The organism is Mycobacterium sp. 23, from assembly GCF_048287075.1.
Classification (GTDB): Bacteria; Actinomycetota; Actinomycetes; order Mycobacteriales; family Mycobacteriaceae; genus Mycobacterium; species Mycobacterium gordonae_B.
Genome location: NZ_JBLVUX010000005.1, coordinates 3,110,192 through 3,130,683, shown reverse-complemented (window position 1 = coordinate 3,130,683; position 20,492 = coordinate 3,110,192). Strand labels below are relative to the sequence as shown.

21 protein-coding genes are annotated in these 20,492 nt (G+C 68.9%); 16 read left to right on the top strand and 5 right to left on the bottom strand.

Annotation, left to right across the window (positions count from 1 at the left end; genetic code table 11):
- The first annotated feature begins 95 nt into the window (after positions 1-95).
- From ACNQS7_RS15785 to regX, 6 genes are all read left to right on the top strand, one after another.
- Positions 96-1,412 carry an ROK family protein gene (locus ACNQS7_RS15785; protein ID WP_418013258.1) on the top strand — a complete coding sequence of 439 codons (1,317 nt, stop codon included), beginning with the start codon at positions 96-98 and terminating at the stop codon, positions 1,410-1,412.
- A gap of 32 nt (positions 1,413-1,444) precedes the next feature.
- Positions 1,445-2,809, top strand: coding sequence for a D-inositol-3-phosphate glycosyltransferase (gene mshA / locus ACNQS7_RS15780; RefSeq protein ID WP_418013257.1), 1,365 nt, complete (start codon positions 1,445-1,447; stop codon positions 2,807-2,809).
- Positions 2,806-3,315: a YbjN domain-containing protein gene (locus tag ACNQS7_RS15775; RefSeq protein WP_055578711.1), complete on the top strand. Its 510-nt coding sequence runs from the start codon at positions 2,806-2,808 to the stop codon at positions 3,313-3,315. Before mshA ends, ACNQS7_RS15775 begins: the two co-directional genes overlap by 4 nt.
- A gap of 13 nt (positions 3,316-3,328) precedes the next feature.
- On the top strand, positions 3,329-4,084 hold the full coding sequence (locus ACNQS7_RS15770) for a phosphoglyceromutase (protein ID WP_418013256.1): 756 nt from the start codon (positions 3,329-3,331) through the stop codon (positions 4,082-4,084).
- A 134-nt stretch (positions 4,085-4,218) separates the two neighbouring features.
- Complete coding sequence (locus tag ACNQS7_RS15765) at positions 4,219-5,454, top strand: sensor histidine kinase (protein ID WP_418013255.1); 1,236 nt, start codon at positions 4,219-4,221, stop codon at positions 5,452-5,454.
- Entirely contained in the window at positions 5,454-6,137 is a 684-nt protein-coding gene (gene regX / locus ACNQS7_RS15760) for a two-component sensory transduction protein RegX (protein ID WP_055578713.1), read from the top strand. The genes ACNQS7_RS15765 and regX overlap by 1 nt, the downstream gene beginning before the upstream one ends.
- On the opposite strand, the gene ACNQS7_RS15755 is transcribed toward regX, so the two are convergent.
- The 3 genes from ACNQS7_RS15755 to ACNQS7_RS15745 are packed head-to-tail and all read right to left on the bottom strand — an operon-like array spanning position 6,134 to position 9,296.
- The gene (locus tag ACNQS7_RS15755; RefSeq protein WP_418013254.1) at positions 6,134-8,011 is read right to left on the bottom strand and encodes a GMC family oxidoreductase N-terminal domain-containing protein; all 1,878 of its coding nucleotides are present in this window, start codon (positions 8,009-8,011) and stop codon (positions 6,134-6,136) included. The two genes, regX and ACNQS7_RS15755, sit on opposite strands and share 4 nt — an antisense overlap.
- Positions 8,008-8,349 (bottom strand): hypothetical protein, encoded by a 342-nt coding sequence (locus ACNQS7_RS15750; RefSeq protein ID WP_418013253.1) that lies wholly within the window; start codon positions 8,347-8,349, stop codon positions 8,008-8,010. The genes ACNQS7_RS15755 and ACNQS7_RS15750 overlap by 4 nt, the downstream gene beginning before the upstream one ends.
- Positions 8,346-9,296, bottom strand: coding sequence for a hypothetical protein (locus ACNQS7_RS15745; protein WP_418013252.1), 951 nt, complete (start codon positions 9,294-9,296; stop codon positions 8,346-8,348). The genes ACNQS7_RS15750 and ACNQS7_RS15745 overlap by 4 nt, the downstream gene beginning before the upstream one ends.
- A 74-nt stretch (positions 9,297-9,370) precedes the next feature.
- On the opposite strand from ACNQS7_RS15745, the gene ACNQS7_RS15740 reads away from it, so the two are divergent.
- A complete protein-coding gene (locus ACNQS7_RS15740; RefSeq protein ID WP_418013251.1) occupies positions 9,371-10,084 on the top strand; it encodes a FadR/GntR family transcriptional regulator in 714 nt (237 codons plus the stop codon).
- Between the two features lie 16 nt (positions 10,085-10,100).
- On the opposite strand, the gene ACNQS7_RS15735 is transcribed toward ACNQS7_RS15740, so the two are convergent.
- Both ACNQS7_RS15735 and ACNQS7_RS15730 read right to left on the bottom strand, forming a co-directional pair.
- Positions 10,101-11,903: a PE family protein gene (locus ACNQS7_RS15735; RefSeq protein ID WP_418013250.1), complete on the bottom strand. Its 1,803-nt coding sequence runs from the start codon at positions 11,901-11,903 to the stop codon at positions 10,101-10,103.
- 119 nt (positions 11,904-12,022) lie between these two features.
- A complete protein-coding gene (locus ACNQS7_RS15730) occupies positions 12,023-12,802 on the bottom strand; it encodes a hypothetical protein (protein ID WP_418013249.1) in 780 nt (259 codons plus the stop codon).
- A 118-nt stretch (positions 12,803-12,920) separates the two neighbouring features.
- Between ACNQS7_RS15730 and ACNQS7_RS15725 the strand changes: the two genes are divergently transcribed.
- The 9 genes from ACNQS7_RS15725 to ACNQS7_RS15685 all read left to right on the top strand — a co-directional run bounded on the left by ACNQS7_RS15725 (position 12,921) and on the right by ACNQS7_RS15685 (position 20,490).
- On the top strand, positions 12,921-13,937 hold the full coding sequence (locus tag ACNQS7_RS15725; RefSeq protein WP_418013248.1) for a hypothetical protein: 1,017 nt from the start codon (positions 12,921-12,923) through the stop codon (positions 13,935-13,937).
- The gene (locus ACNQS7_RS15720) at positions 13,934-14,935 is read left to right on the top strand and encodes a hypothetical protein (RefSeq protein WP_418013247.1); all 1,002 of its coding nucleotides are present in this window, start codon (positions 13,934-13,936) and stop codon (positions 14,933-14,935) included. Before ACNQS7_RS15725 ends, ACNQS7_RS15720 begins: the two co-directional genes overlap by 4 nt.
- 16 nt (positions 14,936-14,951) lie before the next feature.
- Positions 14,952-15,794 (top strand): sugar phosphate isomerase/epimerase family protein, encoded by an 843-nt coding sequence (locus ACNQS7_RS15715; protein ID WP_418013246.1) that lies wholly within the window; start codon positions 14,952-14,954, stop codon positions 15,792-15,794.
- A gap of 1 nt (position 15,795) precedes the next feature.
- The gene (locus ACNQS7_RS15710) at positions 15,796-16,626 is read left to right on the top strand and encodes a thioesterase family protein (protein ID WP_418013245.1); all 831 of its coding nucleotides are present in this window, start codon (positions 15,796-15,798) and stop codon (positions 16,624-16,626) included.
- A 31-nt stretch (positions 16,627-16,657) separates the two neighbouring features.
- Positions 16,658-17,536, top strand: a complete 879-nt coding sequence (gene proC, locus ACNQS7_RS15705) for a pyrroline-5-carboxylate reductase (RefSeq protein ID WP_418013244.1) — start codon at positions 16,658-16,660, stop codon at positions 17,534-17,536.
- Between the two features lie 140 nt (positions 17,537-17,676).
- Positions 17,677-17,928 carry a cell division/environmental response transcriptional regulator gene (locus ACNQS7_RS15700; RefSeq protein ID WP_055578724.1) on the top strand — a complete coding sequence of 84 codons (252 nt, stop codon included), beginning with the start codon at positions 17,677-17,679 and terminating at the stop codon, positions 17,926-17,928.
- Positions 17,929-18,100: 172 nt separating this feature from the next.
- Positions 18,101-18,202, top strand: a complete 102-nt coding sequence (locus ACNQS7_RS15695) for a 30S ribosomal protein bS22 (RefSeq protein WP_003402602.1) — start codon at positions 18,101-18,103, stop codon at positions 18,200-18,202.
- Between the two features lie 67 nt (positions 18,203-18,269).
- On the top strand, positions 18,270-19,403 hold the full coding sequence (locus ACNQS7_RS15690) for an SDR family oxidoreductase (protein WP_055578725.1): 1,134 nt from the start codon (positions 18,270-18,272) through the stop codon (positions 19,401-19,403).
- A 4-nt stretch (positions 19,404-19,407) separates the two neighbouring features.
- The gene (locus tag ACNQS7_RS15685) at positions 19,408-20,490 is read left to right on the top strand and encodes a lysophospholipid acyltransferase family protein (RefSeq protein WP_418016012.1); all 1,083 of its coding nucleotides are present in this window, start codon (positions 19,408-19,410) and stop codon (positions 20,488-20,490) included.
- Positions 20,491-20,492: the final 2 nt, after the last annotated feature.

Genomic DNA, 20,492 nt, shown 5'->3' with positions numbered 1-20,492 from the left:
GCGTGTTGTTGTCGCGCACTTTGCCGCGCCTGAACTGACGCAAGTCGCGGGTGTGGCCAGGGACCCGGCCATCGGAACTCGTAAAAGGACTGCCAGTGCACTCGACTACCCTCACCCACCAATCGCACAGCCGCAGCGGGCACAACGGACAGGTGCGGGCTTACCGCCAGGTTGTGCCCCCGGCATTACACCTGTCGGACTCCGCGGCGGCCTCGGTGTTCCGCGCCGTGCGGTTACGCGGACCCGTCGGGCGCGACGTGATCGCCAGCGTCACCTCACTGAGCATCGCCACGGTGAACCGTCAAGTCATCGCGTTGCTCGACGCCGGACTGCTTCGTGAACGAGCCGACCTGGCGGTTTCCGGGGCGATCGGACGACCGAGGGTGCCGGTTGAGGTCAACCACGAACCCTTTGTCACGCTCGGCATCCACATCGGCGCCCGCACCACCAGCATCGTCGCCACCGACCTGTTCGGCCGCACTCTGGACACGGTCGAGACCCCCACGCCGCTCAGCGGCGCGGGTCCCGCTCTGACCGCGCTGTCCCACAGCGCCAGCCGCTACCTGCGCCGCTGGCATCGGCGGCGCGCGTTGTGGGTCGGCGTGGCGATCGGCGGCACCGTCGACAGCGCGACCGGCCTGGTGGACCACCCCCGACTGGGTTGGCGCCAGGCTCCGGTCGGGCCGGTGCTGGCCGATGCGCTCGGCCTGCCCGTGTCGGTGGCGTCGCATGTGGACGCCATGGCCGGGGCGGAGCTGCTACTGGGGATGCGGCGGTTCAACCCGGGTTCGTCCACCAGCCTGTACGTGTATGCCCGGGAGACCGTGGGCTATGCCCTGGTGATAGGCGGGCGGGTGCACTGCCCCGCCAGCGGTCCGGGCACCATCGCCCCGCTGCCGGTGCAGTCGGAGTTGCTCGGCGGCTCGGGGCAGTTGGAGTCCACCGTCAGCGACGAGGCAGTCTTGGCGGCCGCCCGCCGGCTCCGGATTTTGCCCGGAGTGGCCCCGGCCAATCGCCCGGGTGCGTCGACGACCGCCATGACCGACCTGCTGCGAGTGGCGCGGGGCGGCAATGACCAGGCCAGGGGGCTGTTGTCGGAGCGGGCGCGGGTGCTCGGCGGGGCCGTCGCGCTGTTGCGCGACATGCTCAATCCCGACGAGGTGGTCGTCGGCGGGCAGGCGTTCACCGAGTATCCGGAAGGGATGGCCGACGTGGAGGCGGCTTTCGCCGAGCGTTCGGTGCTCGCGCCACGCGACATCCGCGTCACCGCTTTCGGTAATCGCGTGCAGGAGGCCGGAGCGGGAATCGTATCGCTGGACGGCCTTTACGCCGACCCGCTGGGGGCGATGCGGCGATCTGGAGCGCTCAGCGACCGGCTCGTCGACACCGAGCCCGCGGCCATCGCCAAGTAGGGGTCTGACCTGCGTAGCTGTCGATCCCAGCCATGCGCCCGGCCTTACGCTGCGGCGCGTCCTGTAAAGATGACAGTGTGCGTTACGACGACGAACCACGCCGGGTAGCCCTGCTCGCGGTGCACACCTCGCCGCTGGCACAGCCTGGCACCGGGGACGCCGGCGGCATGAATGTCTACGTGCTTCAAAGCGCATTGCACCTGGCCAAGCGGGGTATCGAGGTGGAGATCTTCACCCGGGCCACCGCTTCGGCCGATCCGCCGGTGGTGCGCGCCGCACCCGGTGTGCTGGTCCGTAACGTGGTCGCCGGGCCGTTCGAGGGACTCGACAAGTACGACCTGCCGACTCAGTTGTGCGCCTTCGCCGCCGGTGTGCTGCGCGCCGAAGCCGCGCATGAGCCCGGCTACTACGACATCGTGCACTCCCATTACTGGCTGTCCGGGCAGGTCGGGTGGCTGGCCCGCGACCGTTGGGCGGTGCCGTTGGTGCACACCGCGCACACGCTGGCCGCGGTGAAGAACGCCGCGCTGGCCGCGGGCGATACCGCGGAGCCGCCCTTGCGCACGGTTGGCGAGCAGCAGGTCGTCGACGAGGCCGACCGGCTCATTGTGAACACCGAAGATGAAGCGCGGCAATTGATTTCGCTGCACCACGCCGATCCGGCGCGCATTGATGTGGTGCACCCCGGCGTCGATCTGCAGGTTTTCCGGCCCGGCGACCGGGCGGCGGCCCGGGCCCGGCTGGGGCTGGCACCCGATGAGCCGGTGGTGGCTTTCGTCGGGCGCATCCAACCGCTCAAGGCGCCCGATATCGTGCTGCGTGCGGCGGCGCGCCTGCCGGGTGTGCGCATCGTCGTGGCGGGTGGCCCGTCCGGCAGCGGCCTGGCATCTCCGGACGGCCTGGCCCGGCTTGCCGATGAACTCGGCATCGCCTCGCGGGTGACCTTCCTGCCGCCGCAGTCCCGCGAAGACCTGGCCACCTTGTTCCACGCTGCCGATCTGGTTGCCGTGCCGAGTTATTCGGAGTCTTTCGGTCTGGTCGCGGTAGAAGCACAGGCCTGCGGGACGCCTGTGGTCGCGGCCGCGGTGGGCGGGCTGCCGGTGGCGGTGCGCGACGGCATCACCGGCACGCTGGTGTCCGGACACGAGGTCGGGCAGTGGGCCGACGCCATCGACCACCTGCTGCGGGTCAACGCCGGACCCCAGGGCTGGGCGATGAGCCGGGCAGCGGCCGAGCATGCCGCCACGTTCTCCTGGGAGAACACCACCGACGCGCTGCTGGCCAGCTACCGGCGCGCGATCGCCGACTTCAGCGCCGGACGTCAGCGCCGGGTGCGCGACCTTGTCGCCAAGCGCAAGCCGAGGCGCTGGTCGGCCCGGCGGGGGGTTGGCGCATGAGTGTGGAGCAGGTGATCGAGGATGCGCTGCAGGCCAGCGAGCTGAACTACTCCAAACACGCCGGCGCGCGCGGCGGGCTGGCCGGAATAATCGTGGAGCTCCCCGGTGAGCGGCGGCTCAAGACGAACACGATCCTGAGCATCGGCGAACATTCGGTGCGGGTCGAGGCGTTCGTGTGCCGCAAGCCCGACGAGAACCACGAGGGTGTTTACCGGTTTCTGCTCAAACGCAACCGCCGCCTCTACGGCGTCGCCTACACCCTGGACAAAGTCGGCGACATCTACCTCGTCGGGCGGATGTCGCTGGCCTCGGTTGACGCCGAGGAGATCGACCGCGTGCTGGGTCAGGTGCTCGAGGCGGTGGATTCGGACTTCAACACGTTGCTGGAGTTGGGTTTTCGGTCGTCGATCCAGAAGGAATGGGAGTGGCGGGTATCCCGCGGTGAGTCCCTGAAGAACCTGGAGGCGTTCGCGCACCTGATAGACGAAGACGACGAGACTGCGTGAGAGACTTGCCGCCATGGGAGACACTGCCACGCTGGTACTGCTGCGCCATGGCGAGAGCGAATGGAACGCCCTCAACCTCTTCACCGGCTGGGTCGACGTCGGGCTGACCGAGAAGGGCCGCGCCGAGGCGGTGCGCGGCGGCGAACTGCTGGCCGAGCAGGATCTACTGCCCGACGTGCTCTACACCTCGCTGCTGCGGCGCGCGATCAGCACCGCGCACCTGGCGCTCGATGCCGCGGACCGGTTGTGGATTCCGGTACACCGCAGCTGGCGACTCAACGAGCGCCACTACGGGGCGCTGCAGGGCCTGGACAAGGCCGAGACGAAAGAGCGCTACGGCGAAGAACAATTCATGGCCTGGCGACGCAGCTATGACACACCGCCGCCGGCCATCGAAAAGGGCAGCAAGTTCAGCCAGGACGCGGACCCCCGGTACACCAACATCGACGGCGGTCCGCTCACCGAATGCCTCGCTGATGTGGTGGACCGGTTCCTCCCGTACTACACCGACGTCATCGTTCCGGATCTCCGCACCGGAAAGACGGTGCTGATCGCTGCGCACGGCAACTCGCTGCGTGCGCTGGTGAAGTACCTGGACCAGATGTCCGACGACGACGTCGTCGGGCTGAACATTCCGACCGGCATTCCGCTGCGCTACGACCTGGACGCTGACCTGCGCCCGAAGGTCGCCGGTGGGACTTATCTGGACCCCGAGGCCGCCGCCGCGGGAGCCGCGGCCGTGGCCAGCCAGGGCGCGGCGAAAGGCTGATTGCGGCCCCCACAGGACCGTTTGCTGAACATCGCGTTAACGGCAGCGGAACACCTGTACCGCGGCGTGTGACTTGTCCGATTTTAGCCGTGCTCCGCTAGGGCTGCGTTCACCCGATTTGTAGGATTTTGTATGTGACTGTGTTCTCGGCACTGTTGCTGGCCGGGGTTTTGTCCGGACTGGCACTGGCCGTAGGCATTGTGGTGGGCGCCCGGCTGTCGCGGCAGGCGGGCCAGAACCGCCAACGTGCCGCCACCGACGGGACGGGTATCACCGTCGCGCAGATGCTGCAGCGAATCGTCGCCCTGATGCCCATGGGCGCCGCGGTGGTCGATACCCACCGTGACGTCGTTTACCTCAACGATCGCGCCAGGGAACTCGGCCTGGTGCGTGACCGGCAGCTGGACGACGCCGCGTGGAAGGCCGCGCAGCAGGCGCTGGCCGGCGACGATGTGGAGTTCGACCTGGCACCGTTCAAGCGACCGGGCGGCAGGTCCGGGCTGTCGGTACACGGCCACGCCCGGTTGCTGAGTGAGGAAGACCGCCGATTCGCCGTGGTGTTCGTCCACGACCAGTCCGACTTCGCGCGCATGGAGGCGACCAGGCGCGACTTCGTGGCCAATGTCAGCCACGAGCTCAAGACTCCCGTCGGCGCCATGACACTGCTCGCCGAGGCCCTGCTGGCCTCTGCCGATGACACCGAGACGGTGCGCCGGTTCGCCGAAAAGGTGCTGATCGAAGCCAATCGGCTGGGCGACATGGTCGCCGAGCTGATCGAGCTCTCGCGCCTGCAGGGAGCCGAGCGGTTGTCCAACGTGACCGACGTCGACGTCGACGTGGTGGTGGCTGAAGCGATTTCTCGGCACAAGGTGGCGGCGGAAAACGCCAATATCGAGATCCGTACCGACGCACCCAGCGGTCTGCGGGTGCTGGGCGACCAGACACTGCTGGTGACGGCGCTGGCCAACCTGGTGTCCAATGCGATCGCCTATTCCCCACGCGGGTCGCTGGTGTCGATCAGCCGGCGCCGGCGTGGCGACAATATCGAGATCGCGGTCACCGACCGGGGCATCGGCATCGCCCTGGAAGACCAGGAGCGGGTGTTCGAGCGGTTCTTCCGCGGCGATAAGGCGCGGTCGCGCGCCACCGGGGGCAGCGGGCTGGGGCTGGCAATCGTGAAGCACGTCGCGGCCAATCACGGCGGCAGCATCGGCGTGTGGAGCAAGCCGGGGACCGGGTCGACGTTCACGTTGTCCATCCCGGCGTTCGGTTCGGCAGCGGGGCCGGATGACATCAACCAAGAACCTGAGCAATTGCTGGGCCGCGAAATCAGGCCCAGGCAACAACGAGAGGAAGAACTGAGTCGCTGATGACGAGCGTGCTGATTGTGGAAGACGAGGAATCGCTGGCCGATCCGCTGGCGTTTCTCCTGCGCAAAGAGGGCTTCGAGGCCACGGTGGTGACCGACGGCCCCTCGGCACTGGCCGAGTTCGACCGGTCCGGCGCCGACATCGTCCTGCTGGACCTGATGCTGCCCGGCATGTCGGGAACCGACGTGTGCAAGCAGCTGCGGGCCCGCTCCGGCGTTCCGGTGATCATGGTGACCGCCCGGGACAGCGAGATCGACAAGGTCGTCGGCCTAGAGCTGGGCGCCGACGACTATGTCACCAAGCCGTATTCGGCCCGGGAGCTGATCGCCCGTATCCGGGCAGTGCTGCGCCGCGGCGGCGACGACGACTCCGAGATCAGCGACGGCGTTCTGGAGTCCGGTCCGGTCCGGATGGACGTCGAGCGGCACGTCGTCTCGGTGAATGGCGACGCAATCACGTTGCCGCTCAAGGAGTTCGACCTGCTGGAATACCTGATGCGCAACAGCGGGCGGGTGCTGACCCGGGGACAGCTGATCGATCGGGTGTGGGGCGCGGATTACGTCGGCGACACCAAGACGCTCGACGTCCACGTCAAGCGCCTGCGCTCGAAGATCGAGGCGGACCCGGCCAATCCGGTACACCTGGTGACGGTGCGGGGGCTTGGTTACAAGCTGGAGGGTTAGGCCGCCCCGACCACCTCGTCGGCCACCGCGAGCGCCAGCGCCATGATCGAGACCTGCGGGTTCACCTCAGGGCAGCTGGGCAGGATCGAAGCGTCGGCCACCCAGACGCCGTCGACGCCACGTAGCCGGCCGGTCGAATCGACCGGGCAGACCTGCTCGTCGGAGCCGGCGGCCGCGGTCCCCGTCGGGTGGAAAGCGGCGAGATGCAGGCTTCGCGGGTTGGTGCGAGACAGCACGTCCTGCAGCTCTGCCTCCGACTTGACCGTCGCGCCGCCGGGTAGACCGGTCAGCACCTCAACGGCGCCGGCGGCGAACAACAGCTTGCCGATGGCCATGAGCGCGACCCGCAGCTTGGCGATGTCCGTCGGCGCGATGTCGTAGCGGACCACCGTCTCGCCGCGCACCGAGTGCACCGAACCGACACCCTGGTCGGCCACCATCGCGCCGAACGTCGCCACCTGGGGCGCCCGGTCGAGCCAACTCAGCAACTCCGCGCCGTAGCCGGGGAAAACCATCGACCCCATGCCCGGCGGAGTGGAGGTGGCCTCGATGAGCACGCCGTCGGACTCGTGGAACTCGTGGACGGCTGCGCTCTGCAGCACGCCGCGCCACGCGTACACGTCCTCCTCGAAGCGTCCGGCCAGGACCGACGCCGGATGCAGCGCGAGGTTGCGGCCCAGCCGCGGGTGCTGACCGATACCGCTGCGCCGCAACAGCATTGGCGTCTCGGTCGTGCCCGCTGCGACGATCACCGTGTCGGCGAGGATGTCGATCGCGGTGCCGTCGGGCCGGCGGGCCCGCACACCACGGGCGCGACCGCTCTCCACCAGCACCCGCTGCACGCGCGCTTCGGAGATGATGCGCGCTCCGGCCGCGCAGGCCTGCGGCAGCGCATTGAGGTGCACCCCGAATTTGGCGTTGTGCGGGCAGCCGATCGCACACTGGCAACAGCCTTCGCAGCCGGGTGCGTTGCGCGGGATGGGCGCGGCCTGCCAGCCGAGCGTTCCCGCGGCATCCAGCAGGAGATTTCCGTTGCGGCCCATCACATCCAGTGGCACCGGGGCGACCTGCAGAGTGCGCTCGACGTCGTCGAGGTGGGTTCGCAACCGGTCCGGGTCGGCGAAGCCGAGGCCGAACTCGTCGCGCCAACGGCGCTGCACGGCATCCGGCGGACGGAAACAGGTGCCGGAGTTCACCACTGTGGTGCCGCCGACCGCGCGGCCCATCGGCAGCACCACGGCCGGGCGACCCAGGGCGATGGTCGCGCCGGCCCCGCGGTACAGGCCGGCGTAGCGGTCGATCGGGTGGGTGGTGCGGAACTCCTGCACCGTCCACCGTCGCCCCTCTTCGAGCACGACGGTGTCCAGGCCTGCCCGGGCCAGGGTCCGGGCCGCCATCGCGCCGCCGGCGCCGGACCCGACGATCACCACGTCTGTGGTGACCACCGAGGCGCTGGCGGAGGAGGGGATGACGTCAAGTGCCGCGTCCGGGCGCACCACGGTGTCGTCCTGGGCGCGCGAAAGTAGTTCGGCCGCAAAGGTATCGGCGCCATTGGCCAACAGCCCGATCACCTTCATGCCTTCGACGGCAACGCCGGCATCGGCGTTCAGCGCCGCGATGCGACGCAGTACCTGTTCGCGTTCGGCGGGGCCGAGCCGCGCCAACGACCGGCCCGTGGTGAGGTAGCTCGCCGCCGCCAGGGAGGCCATGCCCGCCCGCACCGCCATCCGCGAGGTGGCCGGCATCCGCTTCAGGTATCGGTCGACACGCTGCGTGAACTCTGTCGCGGTTGGCCCACCGTGCTCCTGCGGCAGCAGTGCGGTGCCGAAGGAGGCTATCGAGGACCGGCCGACGCGGTCGGCCAGCCGGCTCATGACCGTGCCGCCACGCGTCGGCCGAGTGCCCGTCCGAGCTTGAGAAAGAACGGGTAGGTGGCGAAGATGCCGCCGGCCGCGGCGTGTGCCGGCCAGTCCAACTCGGCGGTGTTCAGGTTGAAAGCGCCCGAGTTCCACATGAAGTCGCGGCCGTTGCGGGCGCGGAACGGCCGCCACAGGAAGCCCAGTCCGGGCACATTGTTGTAGAGGCCGAAAGAGCCGGCGAAGAAGACGCCGAGGACCGCGGCTTCGGCGACGTCGCGGCGCTCGGGTGGCAGGCGCCGCTCGATCAGCAGCCCGGAGGCGACAAGCAGCGGGGGATCGAGGGCGAAGCTCATGACAGGGACCTTTCGTTGACGGGAGGTGCCTGCTGTCCACGCACGCCGACTTCGGCGTGGCCGGTGCCTTTCACCGACCACCGGCGGTCGCCGAGCTCGATGTAGATATCGGCCTGTTCGGTGTTGGTGCACACGCATTTGCCGCCGTCGGGGTCGGTGTATTCCAGGCTGACGCACCGTTCGTCCGGCTGGTCGACCCGGATCAACACTTCGCGCCGACCGACGCGGCCTTCGATCTGCCAGTGCTCCAGGCCGAGCGTGGTGCGCATTCGCAGCGACGGCAGAATCGTTGCCGGCCAGTCCTTTCCGTCGATGCGGAAGCGAATGAACGCCAGCGGCGCGAGTCGGTTGAGGCCGGGCTTGTGCGACACCGCGGTGACCGCTTCCAGCACGTCGCCGTCGCCGAGGTCGGCATGGATCCAGCCCCAGCGCCTGGCGTTGCCATGCCCGTAGATGTGAGCGACGTTGCCGCGCCAGCGGTCGACGGGGATGTCGGCACCGTCGATGGTCAGGGTGCCGGTGAAGTCGGCGGTGGGGGCCAGCACCACCTGGGCGCCGGGCAGCACTTCACGTTCCCAGGCCAGGCGGGGGAATGTCCACAGTGGTGCGCCGGTGTCCTTCCAGGACAGGTCCCAGGTCAACGAGCGCGCGCTTCCGGACAGCCGCTCGGGACCCACCAGGGCGCCCGCCGCGTGGAACCACGGGGCCCCGGCGGCGGGCCGGACGGGTTCGGGGCCGAAACGCTCGGTGCGTGGCGATCCCTGCGGCGGAAACCAGGTCACCCAGCCGTGTGCGTACGGTTCGCCGGCCGTGGGCGCCACCGTCTCGCAGTGCACCCAGAGTCCCGCGCGCGTGACCGGGTCGGAGAGGGTTGCGTACCAGACCTCCAGGCGTCCCGGGGCGCCCCGCCATCGCGGGGCGGCGGCCGACCGCATCTCGTCGTCCACTTTGTTACCTCCGATTGGGACTCGCGCACGGGTTGTGCCCGCTCGACAGCCACCATACTATATTGGTTGAGCCAATGAACCAATCGTCTCCGATACCTCCGCCGGATCGTCAACGCGTCGATGAGCAGATCGCCGCGTCGATCGCCGACGCCATCCTCGACGGCGTGTTTCCGCCCGGCTCGACGCTGCCGCCCGAGCGCGAACTTGCTGATCAACTCGGTGTCAACCGCACCTCGCTGCGCCAGGGGCTGGCGCGACTGCAGCAGATGGGTCTCATCGATGTCCGGCAGGGCAGCGGCAGCGTGGTGCGCGATCCGGCGGGCCTCACCCATCCGGCGGTGGTGGAAGCGCTGGTGCGCAAATTAGGGCCGGAGTTTCTGGTCGAGCTGCTCGAGGTGCGCGCCGGCCTTGGGCCGGTGATAGGCCGGCTTGCCGCGCAGCGCGGCGGGCCCGAGGATCACCAAGCCTTGGCCGCCGCTCTGGACGAGGTCCGGAAGGCGGACACGGCCGCCGCCCGGCAAGCGGCCGACCTGTCGTACTTCCACGTTCTTATTCACAGCACCCGCAACCGGGCACTGGGCTTGTTGTACCGGTGGGTGGAAGACGCCTTCGGCGGCCGTGAACACGAACTCACCCGCGCCTACGACGACGCGCAGCCCGTGATCGCAGACCTGCAGAAAATTTACGAGGCGGTGGCAGGCGGTGACGCTGCCGGCGCCGCCGCCGCCGTCGAGGCTTACCTGAATGCCAGTGCGCTGCGCATGGTCATGGCCTATCGGGACTCCTGAGGCGCATGACTACCGCTTAGGGCGTGCCGTTCGTTCCGTACCGGCCGTACAACAGCCCACCGGTACCGCCGGTGCCGCCGGGCGCCAGGCCGAAACCGTTCCCGCCGCTGCCGCCGTCGCCTATCAACCACGCATTGCCGCCGCCACCGCCGACCGCGCCGAAGTTGCCGCCGGTCCCGGCGTTTCCTCCGGCGCCGCCGTTGCCGATGAAGTTCGCGTCGCCGCCCGCACCACCGCTGCCGACGAAGTTGCCGTTGCCGCCGATTCCGCCGCGACCGCCGTTGCCGAAGCCCGCGGCCGACCCGCCGGCTCCGCCGCCGCCACCGGTTCCGTTGGCGGGTGCGTTCCCGCCCAGCCCGCCGGCGCCTCCGGATCCGAACAGGCCGGTGGCGGCGCCGCCCCGGCCGCCGCCGCCTGCGACCCCGCCGACGCCTGAGGCATTGCCGCCGTTTCCGCCGGTACCTCCGTTGCCGTAAAGCAGTCCGCCGTTGCCTCCATTGCCCCCGGCGGCGCCGACGCTACTGTTGGCGCCCCGGCCGCCGACCCCACCGTCGCCGATCAACCCGCCATTGCCGCCGTTGCCGCCGCTAACCCCTCCAGCCAGGGCGTTGGCACCAGCGCCGCCATTGCCGAAGAAGAATCCGGCGCTGGTGCCGGACTGACCCGTGTCGACGCCGCCGTCACCGCCATTGCCGATCAGCACTCCGGCCTTGCCGGCGGCGCCACCGGTGATGCCGAATCCGCCATCGCCGCCGTTGCCGATCAGGAAGCCTGCGGTTCCGCCGTTGCCGCCGGCACCGGGCAAACCGTTGAAACCGATGCCGGCGCCGCCGCCGGCACCGCCGTCGCCGAACAGTAATCCGCCGCCGCCGCCGGCACCCCCGTTGGCGGCGACACCGGCGACGTTGCCGCCGCTACCACCGGTGCCCCCGGCTCCGCCGTTGCCCCACAACCTCCCGCCCAGCCCGCCGGCCCCCCCATTGCCGCCGTCACCCACCGTCAGTCCGTCACCCCCGTTGCCGCCGGCGCCACCGTCGCCGAACAGCAAGCCACCCCGGCCGCCCCCGCCGCCGCTGGCACCGGCCCCACCGGCACTGCCCCCGCCGCCTCCGTTGCCGCCGGTGCCGCCGGTGCCGAAAAGTCCGGCGGCACCGCCCGCCCCGCCGACGCCTCCGATGTCACCGGGGCCACCCCTTCCGCCCGCGCCACCATTACCGCCGCTGCCGAACAGTCCGCCGGCCGCGCCGTTGCCGCCGGCGCCGCCGGGAGCTTGGTTCCCGCTGTTCGCGCCCGCCCCGCCGTTACCGCCTCGGCCCCACAACAGGCCGGCTGCCCCACCGTTGCCGCCGGGGCCGGCGGCACCCTGGCTGAGGGTCCCGGAGCCGCCATTTCCGCCGTTGCCGATCAATATCCCGGCGTCTCCGCCGTTTTGCCCGCTGCCTGCCGGCGCTGCCGCGCCGTTACCGATCAGCGGGCGACCCAGCAGGGTCTGGGTAGGGGCGTTGATGGCGTCCAACAGAAGCTGCAATGGTCCGGCGTTCGCGGTCTCGGCGGCGGCATATGACGCCGCGCTTCTCGTGATGGCCGCGACGAACTGCTCATGGAAAGCGGCAGCTCGCAGGCTCAGCTCCTGATAGCTCTGTGCCTGTTGACCGAATAGCGCCGCCACCGCCGTCGACACCTCGTCGGCAGCCGCCGGCAGCAGCCGCGTTGTCGTTGCCGCCGCGGCGCTGTTGGCCGTCCGGATGCTTGAACCAAGTCGAGCCAGATCGCTCGCTGCCGACGCCACCAAATCGGGGCTGGACACCACAAAAGACACGGTCGACTCCCTGTCCTGTCCAGGCGCAACCCGAATCGGCCCGGAACCAGTCGTGCGATATTAGCGCCGCCAGATCGGCCGGTGATTGGTTTCAGCAAACCTGCTCGCGTTGCAGGCCGCTACTGCGCGGCGCGGGTGGCCGGATGCACCGCGACGAGTCCTAATTGACTGCGGCGCTTGCACATTGCGGCCAGCTCCGCATAGGCCTTCGCGCCGAGCAGTTCGGTGAGTTCGTCGGCGAGGCTCTGCCAGACCTGCTGAGCGCCGACGTGCGCGGCCGGATCGCCGGTGCAGTACCAGTGCAGGTCCGCGCCGCCGGAACCCCAGCCGCGCCGGTCGTACTCGGTGACGGTGGTCTTGAGGATCTCGGTGCCGTCGGGGCGGGTCACCCAGTCCTGACTGCGCCGGATCGGCAACTGCCAGCACACGTCGGGTTTCATCGTCAGCGGCGGCACCCCCAGCTTGAGGGCTTTGCTGTGCAGTGCGCAGCCGACGCCGCCGGGGAAACCCGGGCGGTTCAGGAAGATGCAGGCGTTTTTGTGTTTGCGGGTGCGGTACTGCGGCTCCCCGTCGTTCTCGTCGAGTTCCAGGTACCCCTTCCGGCCCAGGCCTTTGTCGCGAAACTGCCAGTCATCCTTGGTCAGTTTCTGCACCGCGTCGTCCAGCCGGGCGCGGTCGTCGTCGTCGGACAGGAATGCGCCATGGGAGCAGCAGCCGTCGTCCGGGCGGCCCGCCACCGTGCCTTGACACGCCGGGGTGCCGAACACACACGTCCACCGGGACAACAGCCAGGTCATGTCGGCCGCGATGAGGTGTTCGGGATTGTCGGGGTCGCAGAACTCCACCCATTCGCGGGTGAAGTCCAGATCGACCTCTTGTCCGGGCCGCCAGTTCGCCACGGGTGCAACGTTAGTGCACGATTCCTGCGACCACCGGGGACGCCGTCGGTGTCGCCGGCCGGGCCTTGCGCAGCGGGTCGCGATACGGGCACGCCGTCGCCCCGACTAGGTTGAATCCGTGCGATTGGGTGTGTTGGACGTGGGCAGTAACACCGTCCACCTGCTGGTGGTCGATGCGCACCGCGGTGGGCATCCGACGCCGATGAGTTCGACGAAGGCGACCCTGCGCCTGGCCGAGGCCACCGACAGCTCGGGCAAGATCACCAGGCGCGGTGCCGACAAGCTTGTTTCCACCATCGATGAGTTCGCCAAGATCGGCGTCAGCTCCGGTTGTGCCGAGTTGATGGCCTTCGCCACGTCCGCGGTGCGGGATGCCGAGAATTCCGACGACGTGCTGGCCCGGGTCCGCAAGGAGACCGGTGTCGAGCTGCAGGTGCTGCGCGGCGTCGACGAGTCGCGGCTGACCTTTCTGGCGGTGCGCCGCTGGTTCGGGTGGAGCGCCGGACGCATCGTCAACCTCGACATCGGCGGGGGCTCACTCGAGGTGTCCAGCGGGGTGGACGAGGAGCCCGAGGTCGCGATGTCGCTGCCGCTGGGTGCCGGACGGTTGACCCGCGAGTGGCTGCCCGACGATCCACCCGGCCGGCGCCGGGTCGCCATGCTGCGCGACTGGCTGGACGCCGAGCTGTCCGAGGCCGGCGCGACGGTCCTTGACGCGGGTGCCCCGGACCTCGCCGTGGCGACTTCGAAGACGTTCCGGTCCCTGGCGCGCCTCACCGGCGCCGCCCCGTCGGCAGCCGGCCCGCGGGTGAAGCGGACGCTCACAGCAAACGGCCTCAGACAACTCATATCTTTCATCTCTAGGATGACGACCGCTGACCGGGCAGAACTGGAAGGAGTCAGCGCCGAGCGGGCACCGCAGATCGTCGCGGGTGCGCTGGTGGCGGAGGCGAGCATGCGAGCGCTGTCGATCGATCAGGTGGACATCTGCCCGTGGGCGCTACGGGAGGGTCTCATCTTGCGCAAACTTGACTCCGAAGCCGACGGAACGGCACTGGTTGAGACGTCGGTGCGGGATGCTGGACGGCAGTTGGTTGATCGGAACTCGCCTAACCGATCGAGAGGCAAACCATGACCGAACCAGACTCCGAGGACACCAAGCAGATCTCGGTGGCCGAGCTGCTGGCCAGGAATGGAACCATCGGCGCTCCCGCGGTCACGCGCCGCCGCCGACGCCGCCGCGGTGACGACTCGGTTACCGTCGCCGAGCTGACCGGCGAGATCCCCGTGATCCGCGACGACCGGCCCGCGCCGGCTCCGGTGGCGCCGCCGCCGGTCAACCGCGAGGTCCAGGTCGCCGAACCAATCCCGTCGCCCGAACCCGTCGTTGAGCAGGTTCCCGAATCGGTCCCCGACCCGGCCCCCGTTACCGCCGCCGAGCCTGAGTCCAAGACCCCGTACTGGGCCGAGCCCGAGCCGCGCTGGCCCAAGTCCGAACCGATAACGACCCGCAGGACCGGGCCCGAGCGCAGCGAATACCCCCGCCCGGTGCGCCACTTGGACGAGGTCAGCGATTCCGGTGAACCGCAGTCCGGCGCCGACAGCATGAGCCCGGACCCGGTGGGGCACTACACCGACGCCTCGGTCGACGTCTTGGACAGCGAAATCAGCGAGGCGGAAGAGCCGGTCGAGGACTCCGCCTACGTGCGTTCATACCTGCAGGAGTCCGGAAGCGGCACCGAACACACGCTGTTCGGCGGGCAGTCGATCGCCGACGAGGTGGCGCGGCGGCGCAGCGAGCGCCCGTCGCTCGACGAGGATGACCTCGACTCCGATGTGCCAGCGCCGCAACGTCGCTCAGGCAACACCATGGCGACGCTCGGCCGGGCCGTCCTGACCGTGCTGCAGTCCATCCTCGCCGTTGCGTTCGGCGCCGGTCTGTTCATCGCTTTCGATCAGCTCTGGCGTTGGAACTCGATCGTGGCGCTGGTGCTCTCGGTGCTGGTGATCCTGGGTCTGGTGGTCGGTGTCCGGGTGGTCCGCAAGACCGAGGACATCGCCAGTACGCTGATCGCGGTCGCAGTGGGTGCGCTGATCACCCTCGGACCGATGGCCCTGCTGCAAACCGGTTAGGCGCCCCAGACAGCCAGTGCGCCCAGCAATCAAAGTCGGCCTGTCGACGGCCTCGGTATATCCCCTGCGAACCGAGGCCGCGTTCGAGTACGCGGCCAGACTCGGCTACGACGGCGTCGAGTTGATGGTGTGGGGTGAGTCGGTCAGCCAGGACATCGGCGCCATCGGCCGGCTGTCGCGGCGCTACGGCGTGCCGGTGCTGTCCGTGCACGCGCCCTGCCTGCTGATCTCACAGCGGGTGTGGGGCGCGAACCCGATCGTGAAACTGGACCGCAGCGTGCGCGCCGCCGAACAGTTGGGCGCGCAGACCGTCGTGGTGCACCCGCCGTTTCGGTGGCAACGGCGCTATGCGGAGGGATTCGGCGAACAGGTGAAGGCCCTGGAAGAATCCAGCGGCATCATGGTGGCCGTCGAGAACATGTTTCCGTTCCGTGCCGACCGGTTCTTCGGCAGCGACCAGAGCCGCGAGCGGATGCGCCGGCGCGGCGGCGGACCCGGCCCGGCGATCTCAGCCTTCGCGCCGTCCTATGACCCGCTGGACGGCAACCACGCGCATTACACCCTGGATCTCTCGCACACCTCCACCGCCGGCACCGACTCGCTGGAAATGGCGCAACGGATGGGGTCGGGGCTGGTCCATCTGCACCTGTGCGACGGCAGCGGCCTGCCCGCCGACGAGCACCTGGTGCCCGGCCGCGGCACCCAGCCCACCACCGAGGTATGTCAGATGCTGGCCGCCAGCGATTTCACCGGCCACGTGGTACTCGAAGTGTCCACCTCGGGGGCGCGGTCGGCCGCTGAGCGCGAAGCCATGCTCGTGGAGTCGTTGCAGTTCGCCCGCACCAACTTGTTGCGCTGATATGAGTGCACTGTTCACCGCAGCCATGGCGCTGCGCCAAGTCGACTCGGGCCCGGACGGGCCCGTGTTCGACGGCGAGCTCAGTGAGCACTGGACGATAGGCCCCAAAGTGCACGGCGGCGTGATGGTGGCGCTGTGCGCCAAGGCTGCGCAAACAGCGTTCGGCGGGGGCGCCCTGCATCCGGTGGCGGTGTCCGCGAACTTCCTGTCGGCACCCGATCCGGGCCCGATGCGGCTGGTGACCGCCGCACGCAAGCGCGGCCGCCGGATCACCGTGGCTGATGTGGAGCTGGTTCAGGGCGGGCGCACCGCGGTGCACGCCGTGGTGACGCTGGGTGAGCCCGAGCATCACCTGCCGGGCGAGAGTGAGCCGCTGCTGTCGGCGAACCCGGTGCTGGATCTGATGCCTCCCGAACCGCCGGACGATCTGGCGCCGATCGGGCCTGGCCACCGGCTGGCGGGGCTGGTGCATCTGGGCGCGGGTTGCGACATCCGCCCCGTGCTGTCGACGATGGAGCCGACCGGTGACGGGCGGCCGCCGCTGCTGCAGATGTGGGCGCGTCCACGTGATGTCGCCCCGGACGGGCTGTTCGCGCTCATGTGCGGCGACCTGTCCGCGCCGGTGACTTTCGCCGTGGACCGGACCGGCTGGGCTCCCACCGTTCAGCTCACCGCGCTGCTCCGGTCCCTGCCTGCCGACGGCTGGCTGCGCATCGTCGCCACCTGCCTCGAGATCGGGCACGACTGGTTCGACGAGGACCACATCGTCGTCGACCGGCTGGGTCGCCTGGTGGTACAGGCCCGCCAACTTGCGATGGTGCCTGCCCGGTAGCGCGGCCCAAGTGTCTGGAATGCTCTCCGGCATGGCAAGAATCGCGATCATCGGCGGCGGCAGCATCGGGGAGGCACTGTTGTCCGGCCTGTTGCGGGCGGGCCGGCAGGTCAAGGACCTGGTGGTGGCCGAACGGATGCCGGACCGGGCGAAGTACCTGTCGAACACCTATGGCGTGCTGGTGGTGACGTCGGTCAAGGATGCGGCCGAGAACGCGACGTTCGTGGTGGTCGCGGTCAAGCCGGCCGACGTCGAGGCGGTGATCGGCGATCTCGCGGATGCGGCTGCGGCGGCCGAGCACGACAGCGCCGAGCAGGTGTTCGTGACGGTCGCGGCAGGCGTCACCATCACCTATTTCGAGTCCAAGCTGCCGGCCGGGACGCCGGTGATCCGGGCGATGCCCAACGCGGCGGCGCTGGTCGGAGCCGGGGTGACGGCGCTGGCCAAGGGCCGGTTCGTCAGCCCAACGCAGCTGGAAGAGGTGTCCGCGCTGTTCGACGCGGTGGGTGGCGTGCTCACGGTGTCCGAGCAGCACCTCGACGCGGTGACGGCGGTCTCGGGATCGGGTCCGGCGTACTTCTTCCTGCTGGTCGAGGCATTGGTGGACGCCGGTGTCGCGGTGGGCTTGAGCCGTCAGGTGGCTACTGAGCTGGCGGCACAGACCATGGCCGGGTCGGCGGCGATGCTGCTGGAGCGGATGGATGAGGGGCGTGCGCCGGCCGACGGCGAGCCGATCGGACTGCGGGTCGACACCTCGCCGGCGCAGCTGCGAGCGTCGGTCACCTCGCCCGGCGGAACCACCGCGGCCGGGCTACGGGCGCTGGAACGGGGCGGATTCCGGGTCGCCGTAGACGCGGCCGTGCAGGCCGCGAAAAGCCGCTCTGAGCAGCTGAGAATTACATCGGAATAATTAAAGAAATTTGGACTGATTGTCTCTCACCAGTACCAGGAACCCCACTAGTCCCGCTATTCTCCTCTTTGTATGCACGTGTGGGTGCCAGCGGAGGGGAAGCCGCTGGCATTGCGCGGGCCTGACACGATTGGGTTGCGATGACGTCAACGAATGGGCCGTCGGCACGGGATTCTGCAGGTAAGGCGGCCGGATCGGCCGACTCCGCGCAGTCCCGGACACAATTCCTCACCGTCGCCGAGGTGGCGGCTCTGATGCGGGTGTCGAAGATGACGGTGTACCGGTTGGTGCACAACGGCGAGTTGCCGGCGGTTCGGGTCGGCCGGTCCTTCCGGGTTCACGCCAAGGCGGTTCACGACATGCTGGAGACGTCGTACTTCGACGCCGGGTAAGACGCCGGGGTTGGCGCCCGGCGTCCGTGTGAGTAGGTCCCTGCCGTTCCGGGGCCTCGGCGACCTGCCCGGGGCGCGGGCCGCCCAGCCGGTTTGGTGTTGCGGGGCCCGGGTTCGGTAAGGTGGCTGGGTCCTTTTGGGGTCTTAGACGGCCGGTCAGATAGCGGAGTTCATGGGTTCAGTAATCAAGAAGCGGCGCAAGCGTATGTCGAAGAAGAAGCACCGCAAGCTGCTACGTCGCACCCGGGTGCAGCGCAGAAAACTTGGCAAGTAAGTCCTGCCTGCGGGTACCGTCACCCGTCCGTAACGCCTCCGTTTCTCCTCGTCGTTAGGCTGTCAAGGTGGATTCGTCGAACGGCCAGGACGATGGGGGAACCGGCGGCCAGCAGCCGAACGCAGACACGGTGCACTACCCGAAGGTGGTGTTGGTCACCGGCGCGTGCCGGTTCCTGGGCGGTTACCTGACCGCTCGTCTCGTGCAGAACCCGCTGATCAACCGCGTCATAGCGGTGGACGCGATCGCGCCGAGCAAGGACATGCTGCGTCGGATGGGCCGCGCCGAGTTCGTGCGCGCCGACATCCGGAACCCCTTCATCGCCAAGGTCATCCGGAACGGCGACGTCGACACGGTGGTGCATGCGGCGGCCGCGTCGTACGCTCCGCGGTCCGGTGGCACCGCGGCGTTGAAGGAACTCAACGTGATGGGGGCGATGCAGCTGTTCGCCGCCTGCCAGAAGGCGCCGTCGGTGCGCCGCGTCGTGTTGAAGTCGACGTCGGAGGTCTACGGGTCGAGCCCGCATGACCCGGTGATGTTCACCGAGGACAGCAGCAGCCGGCGGCCCTTCCGCGACGGGTTTGCCAAGGACAGCCTCGACATCGAGGGATACGTGCGGGGGCTGGGCCGGCGGCGCCCCGACATCGCGGTGACCATCCTGCGGCTGGCCAACATGATCGGCCCCGCGATGGACACCTCGCTGTCGCGGTACCTGGCGGGGCCGTTGGTGCCGACGATGTTCGGCCGCGATGCCCGACTGCAGCTGCTGCACGAACAGGATGCGCTGGGCGCGCTGGAGCGCGCCGCGATGGCGGGCAGGGCCGGCACCTTCAACATCGGCGCCGACGGAATCATCATGCTGTCACAGGCGATTCGTCTTTCCGGACGAATTCCCTTGCCAGTACCCGGAATCGGGGTGTGGGCCCTGGATTCGCTGCGGCGTGCCAACCGTTATAACGAGATCAGCCGCGATCAGTTCGCGTACCTCAGTTACGGCCGTGTAATGGATACCACCAGAATGCGTTCCGAGCTTGGCTACCAGCCGAAATGGTCGACGGCAGAGGCCTTCGACGACTACGTCCGCGGGCGTAACCTAACTCCCATAATCGACCCTCATCGGGTACGCTCCTGGGAGGGTCGTGCCATAGCGGTGGCGCAGCGCTGGGGTAGCCGAAATCCCATTCCGTGGGCGGGGTCGTAGATAGATTTGGGTAGATAACGTGGCGGGTGAAACCAGAGCGAATGTTATTCCACTGCACAGTAATCGGGGTCGCGTAACGGCGCGCCGCCGTGCCGATCAACGCGCCGACGCCACGCGTCAGCACCCCTCGCTACTTTCCGATCCGAGCGGTCGCGCATCGGCCGAAGAGATCGCTGCGGTCGTCCGTGAGATAGATGAACACCGGCGGGTGGCCGGAGGCTCAGCCACCGGCGAGGCGCCCCTCAACGATCTCGCGCAGCGCGTCGCCGCCGTGGCCGGGTTTTTCCGGCAACGGCTGACCGGTGATTACAGCGTCGATGAATTCGGATTCGACCCGCACTTCAACGACGCGATCGTCCGGCCTTTGCTGAGATTCTTCTTCAACTCCTGGTTCCGGGTCGAAGTCAGCGGCATCGAGAACATCCCCAGCGAGGGCGCCGCGTTGGTGGTCGCCAATCATGCCGGAGTGCTGCCCTTCGACGGCCTGATGCTCTCGGTCGCCGTGCATGACGAGCACCCGGCGGAGCGCGACCTGCGACTGCTGGCCGCCGACATGGTGTTCGACTTGCCGGTGATCTCGTCGACCGCGCGCAAAGCCGGCCACACCATGGCCTGCACCACCGACGCACACCGGTTGCTGGCTTCTGGCGAACTCACAGCGGTGTTCCCGGAGGGCTACAAGGGCCTGGGGAAGCGCTTCGAGGATCGCTACCGGTTACAGCGGTTCGGCCGCGGTGGCTTCGTGTCGGCGGCGCTGCGCACCAAGGCCCCGATCGTGCCCTGCTCGATCATCGGCTCCGAAGAGATCTACCCGATGCTGACCGACGTGAAGTTGCTGGCGCGCCTGTTCGGCCTGCCGTACTTCCCGGTGACCCCGCTGTTCCCGCTGGCCGGGCCCGCGGGCCTGGTACCGCTGCCGTCCAAGTGGCGGATCGCGTTCGGCGAGCCGATTCATACGGCCGACTACGCGCCCAGCGACGCCGAGGACCCGATGGTCACCTTCGAGCTCACCGACCAGGTGCGTGAGACGATCCAGCAGACGCTGTACCGGTTGCTGGCCGGCCGGCGCAACATCTTCTTCGGCTAGGC

Coding starts and splice junctions, on each gene's coding strand:
- mshA (WP_418013257.1), top strand. CDS start 1,445: ATGCGCCCGGCCTTACGCTGCGGCGCGTCCTGTAAAGATGACAGTGTG.
- ACNQS7_RS15775 (WP_055578711.1), top strand. CDS start 2,806: ATGAGTGTGGAGCAGGTGATCGAGGATGCGCTGCAGGCCAGCGAGCTG.
- ACNQS7_RS15770 (WP_418013256.1), top strand. CDS start 3,329: ATGGGAGACACTGCCACGCTGGTACTGCTGCGCCATGGCGAGAGCGAA.
- regX (WP_055578713.1), top strand. CDS start 5,454: ATGACGAGCGTGCTGATTGTGGAAGACGAGGAATCGCTGGCCGATCCG.
- ACNQS7_RS15755 (WP_418013254.1), bottom strand. CDS start 8,011: ATGAGCCGGCTGGCCGACCGCGTCGGCCGGTCCTCGATAGCCTCCTTC.
- ACNQS7_RS15750 (WP_418013253.1), bottom strand. CDS start 8,349: ATGAGCTTCGCCCTCGATCCCCCGCTGCTTGTCGCCTCCGGGCTGCTG.
- ACNQS7_RS15740 (WP_418013251.1), top strand. CDS start 9,371: ATGAACCAATCGTCTCCGATACCTCCGCCGGATCGTCAACGCGTCGAT.
- ACNQS7_RS15720 (WP_418013247.1), top strand. CDS start 13,934: ATGACCGAACCAGACTCCGAGGACACCAAGCAGATCTCGGTGGCCGAG.
- ACNQS7_RS15710 (WP_418013245.1), top strand. CDS start 15,796: ATGAGTGCACTGTTCACCGCAGCCATGGCGCTGCGCCAAGTCGACTCG.
- proC (WP_418013244.1), top strand. CDS start 16,658: ATGGCAAGAATCGCGATCATCGGCGGCGGCAGCATCGGGGAGGCACTG.
- ACNQS7_RS15700 (WP_055578724.1), top strand. CDS start 17,677: ATGACGTCAACGAATGGGCCGTCGGCACGGGATTCTGCAGGTAAGGCG.
- ACNQS7_RS15695 (WP_003402602.1), top strand. CDS start 18,101: ATGGGTTCAGTAATCAAGAAGCGGCGCAAGCGTATGTCGAAGAAGAAG.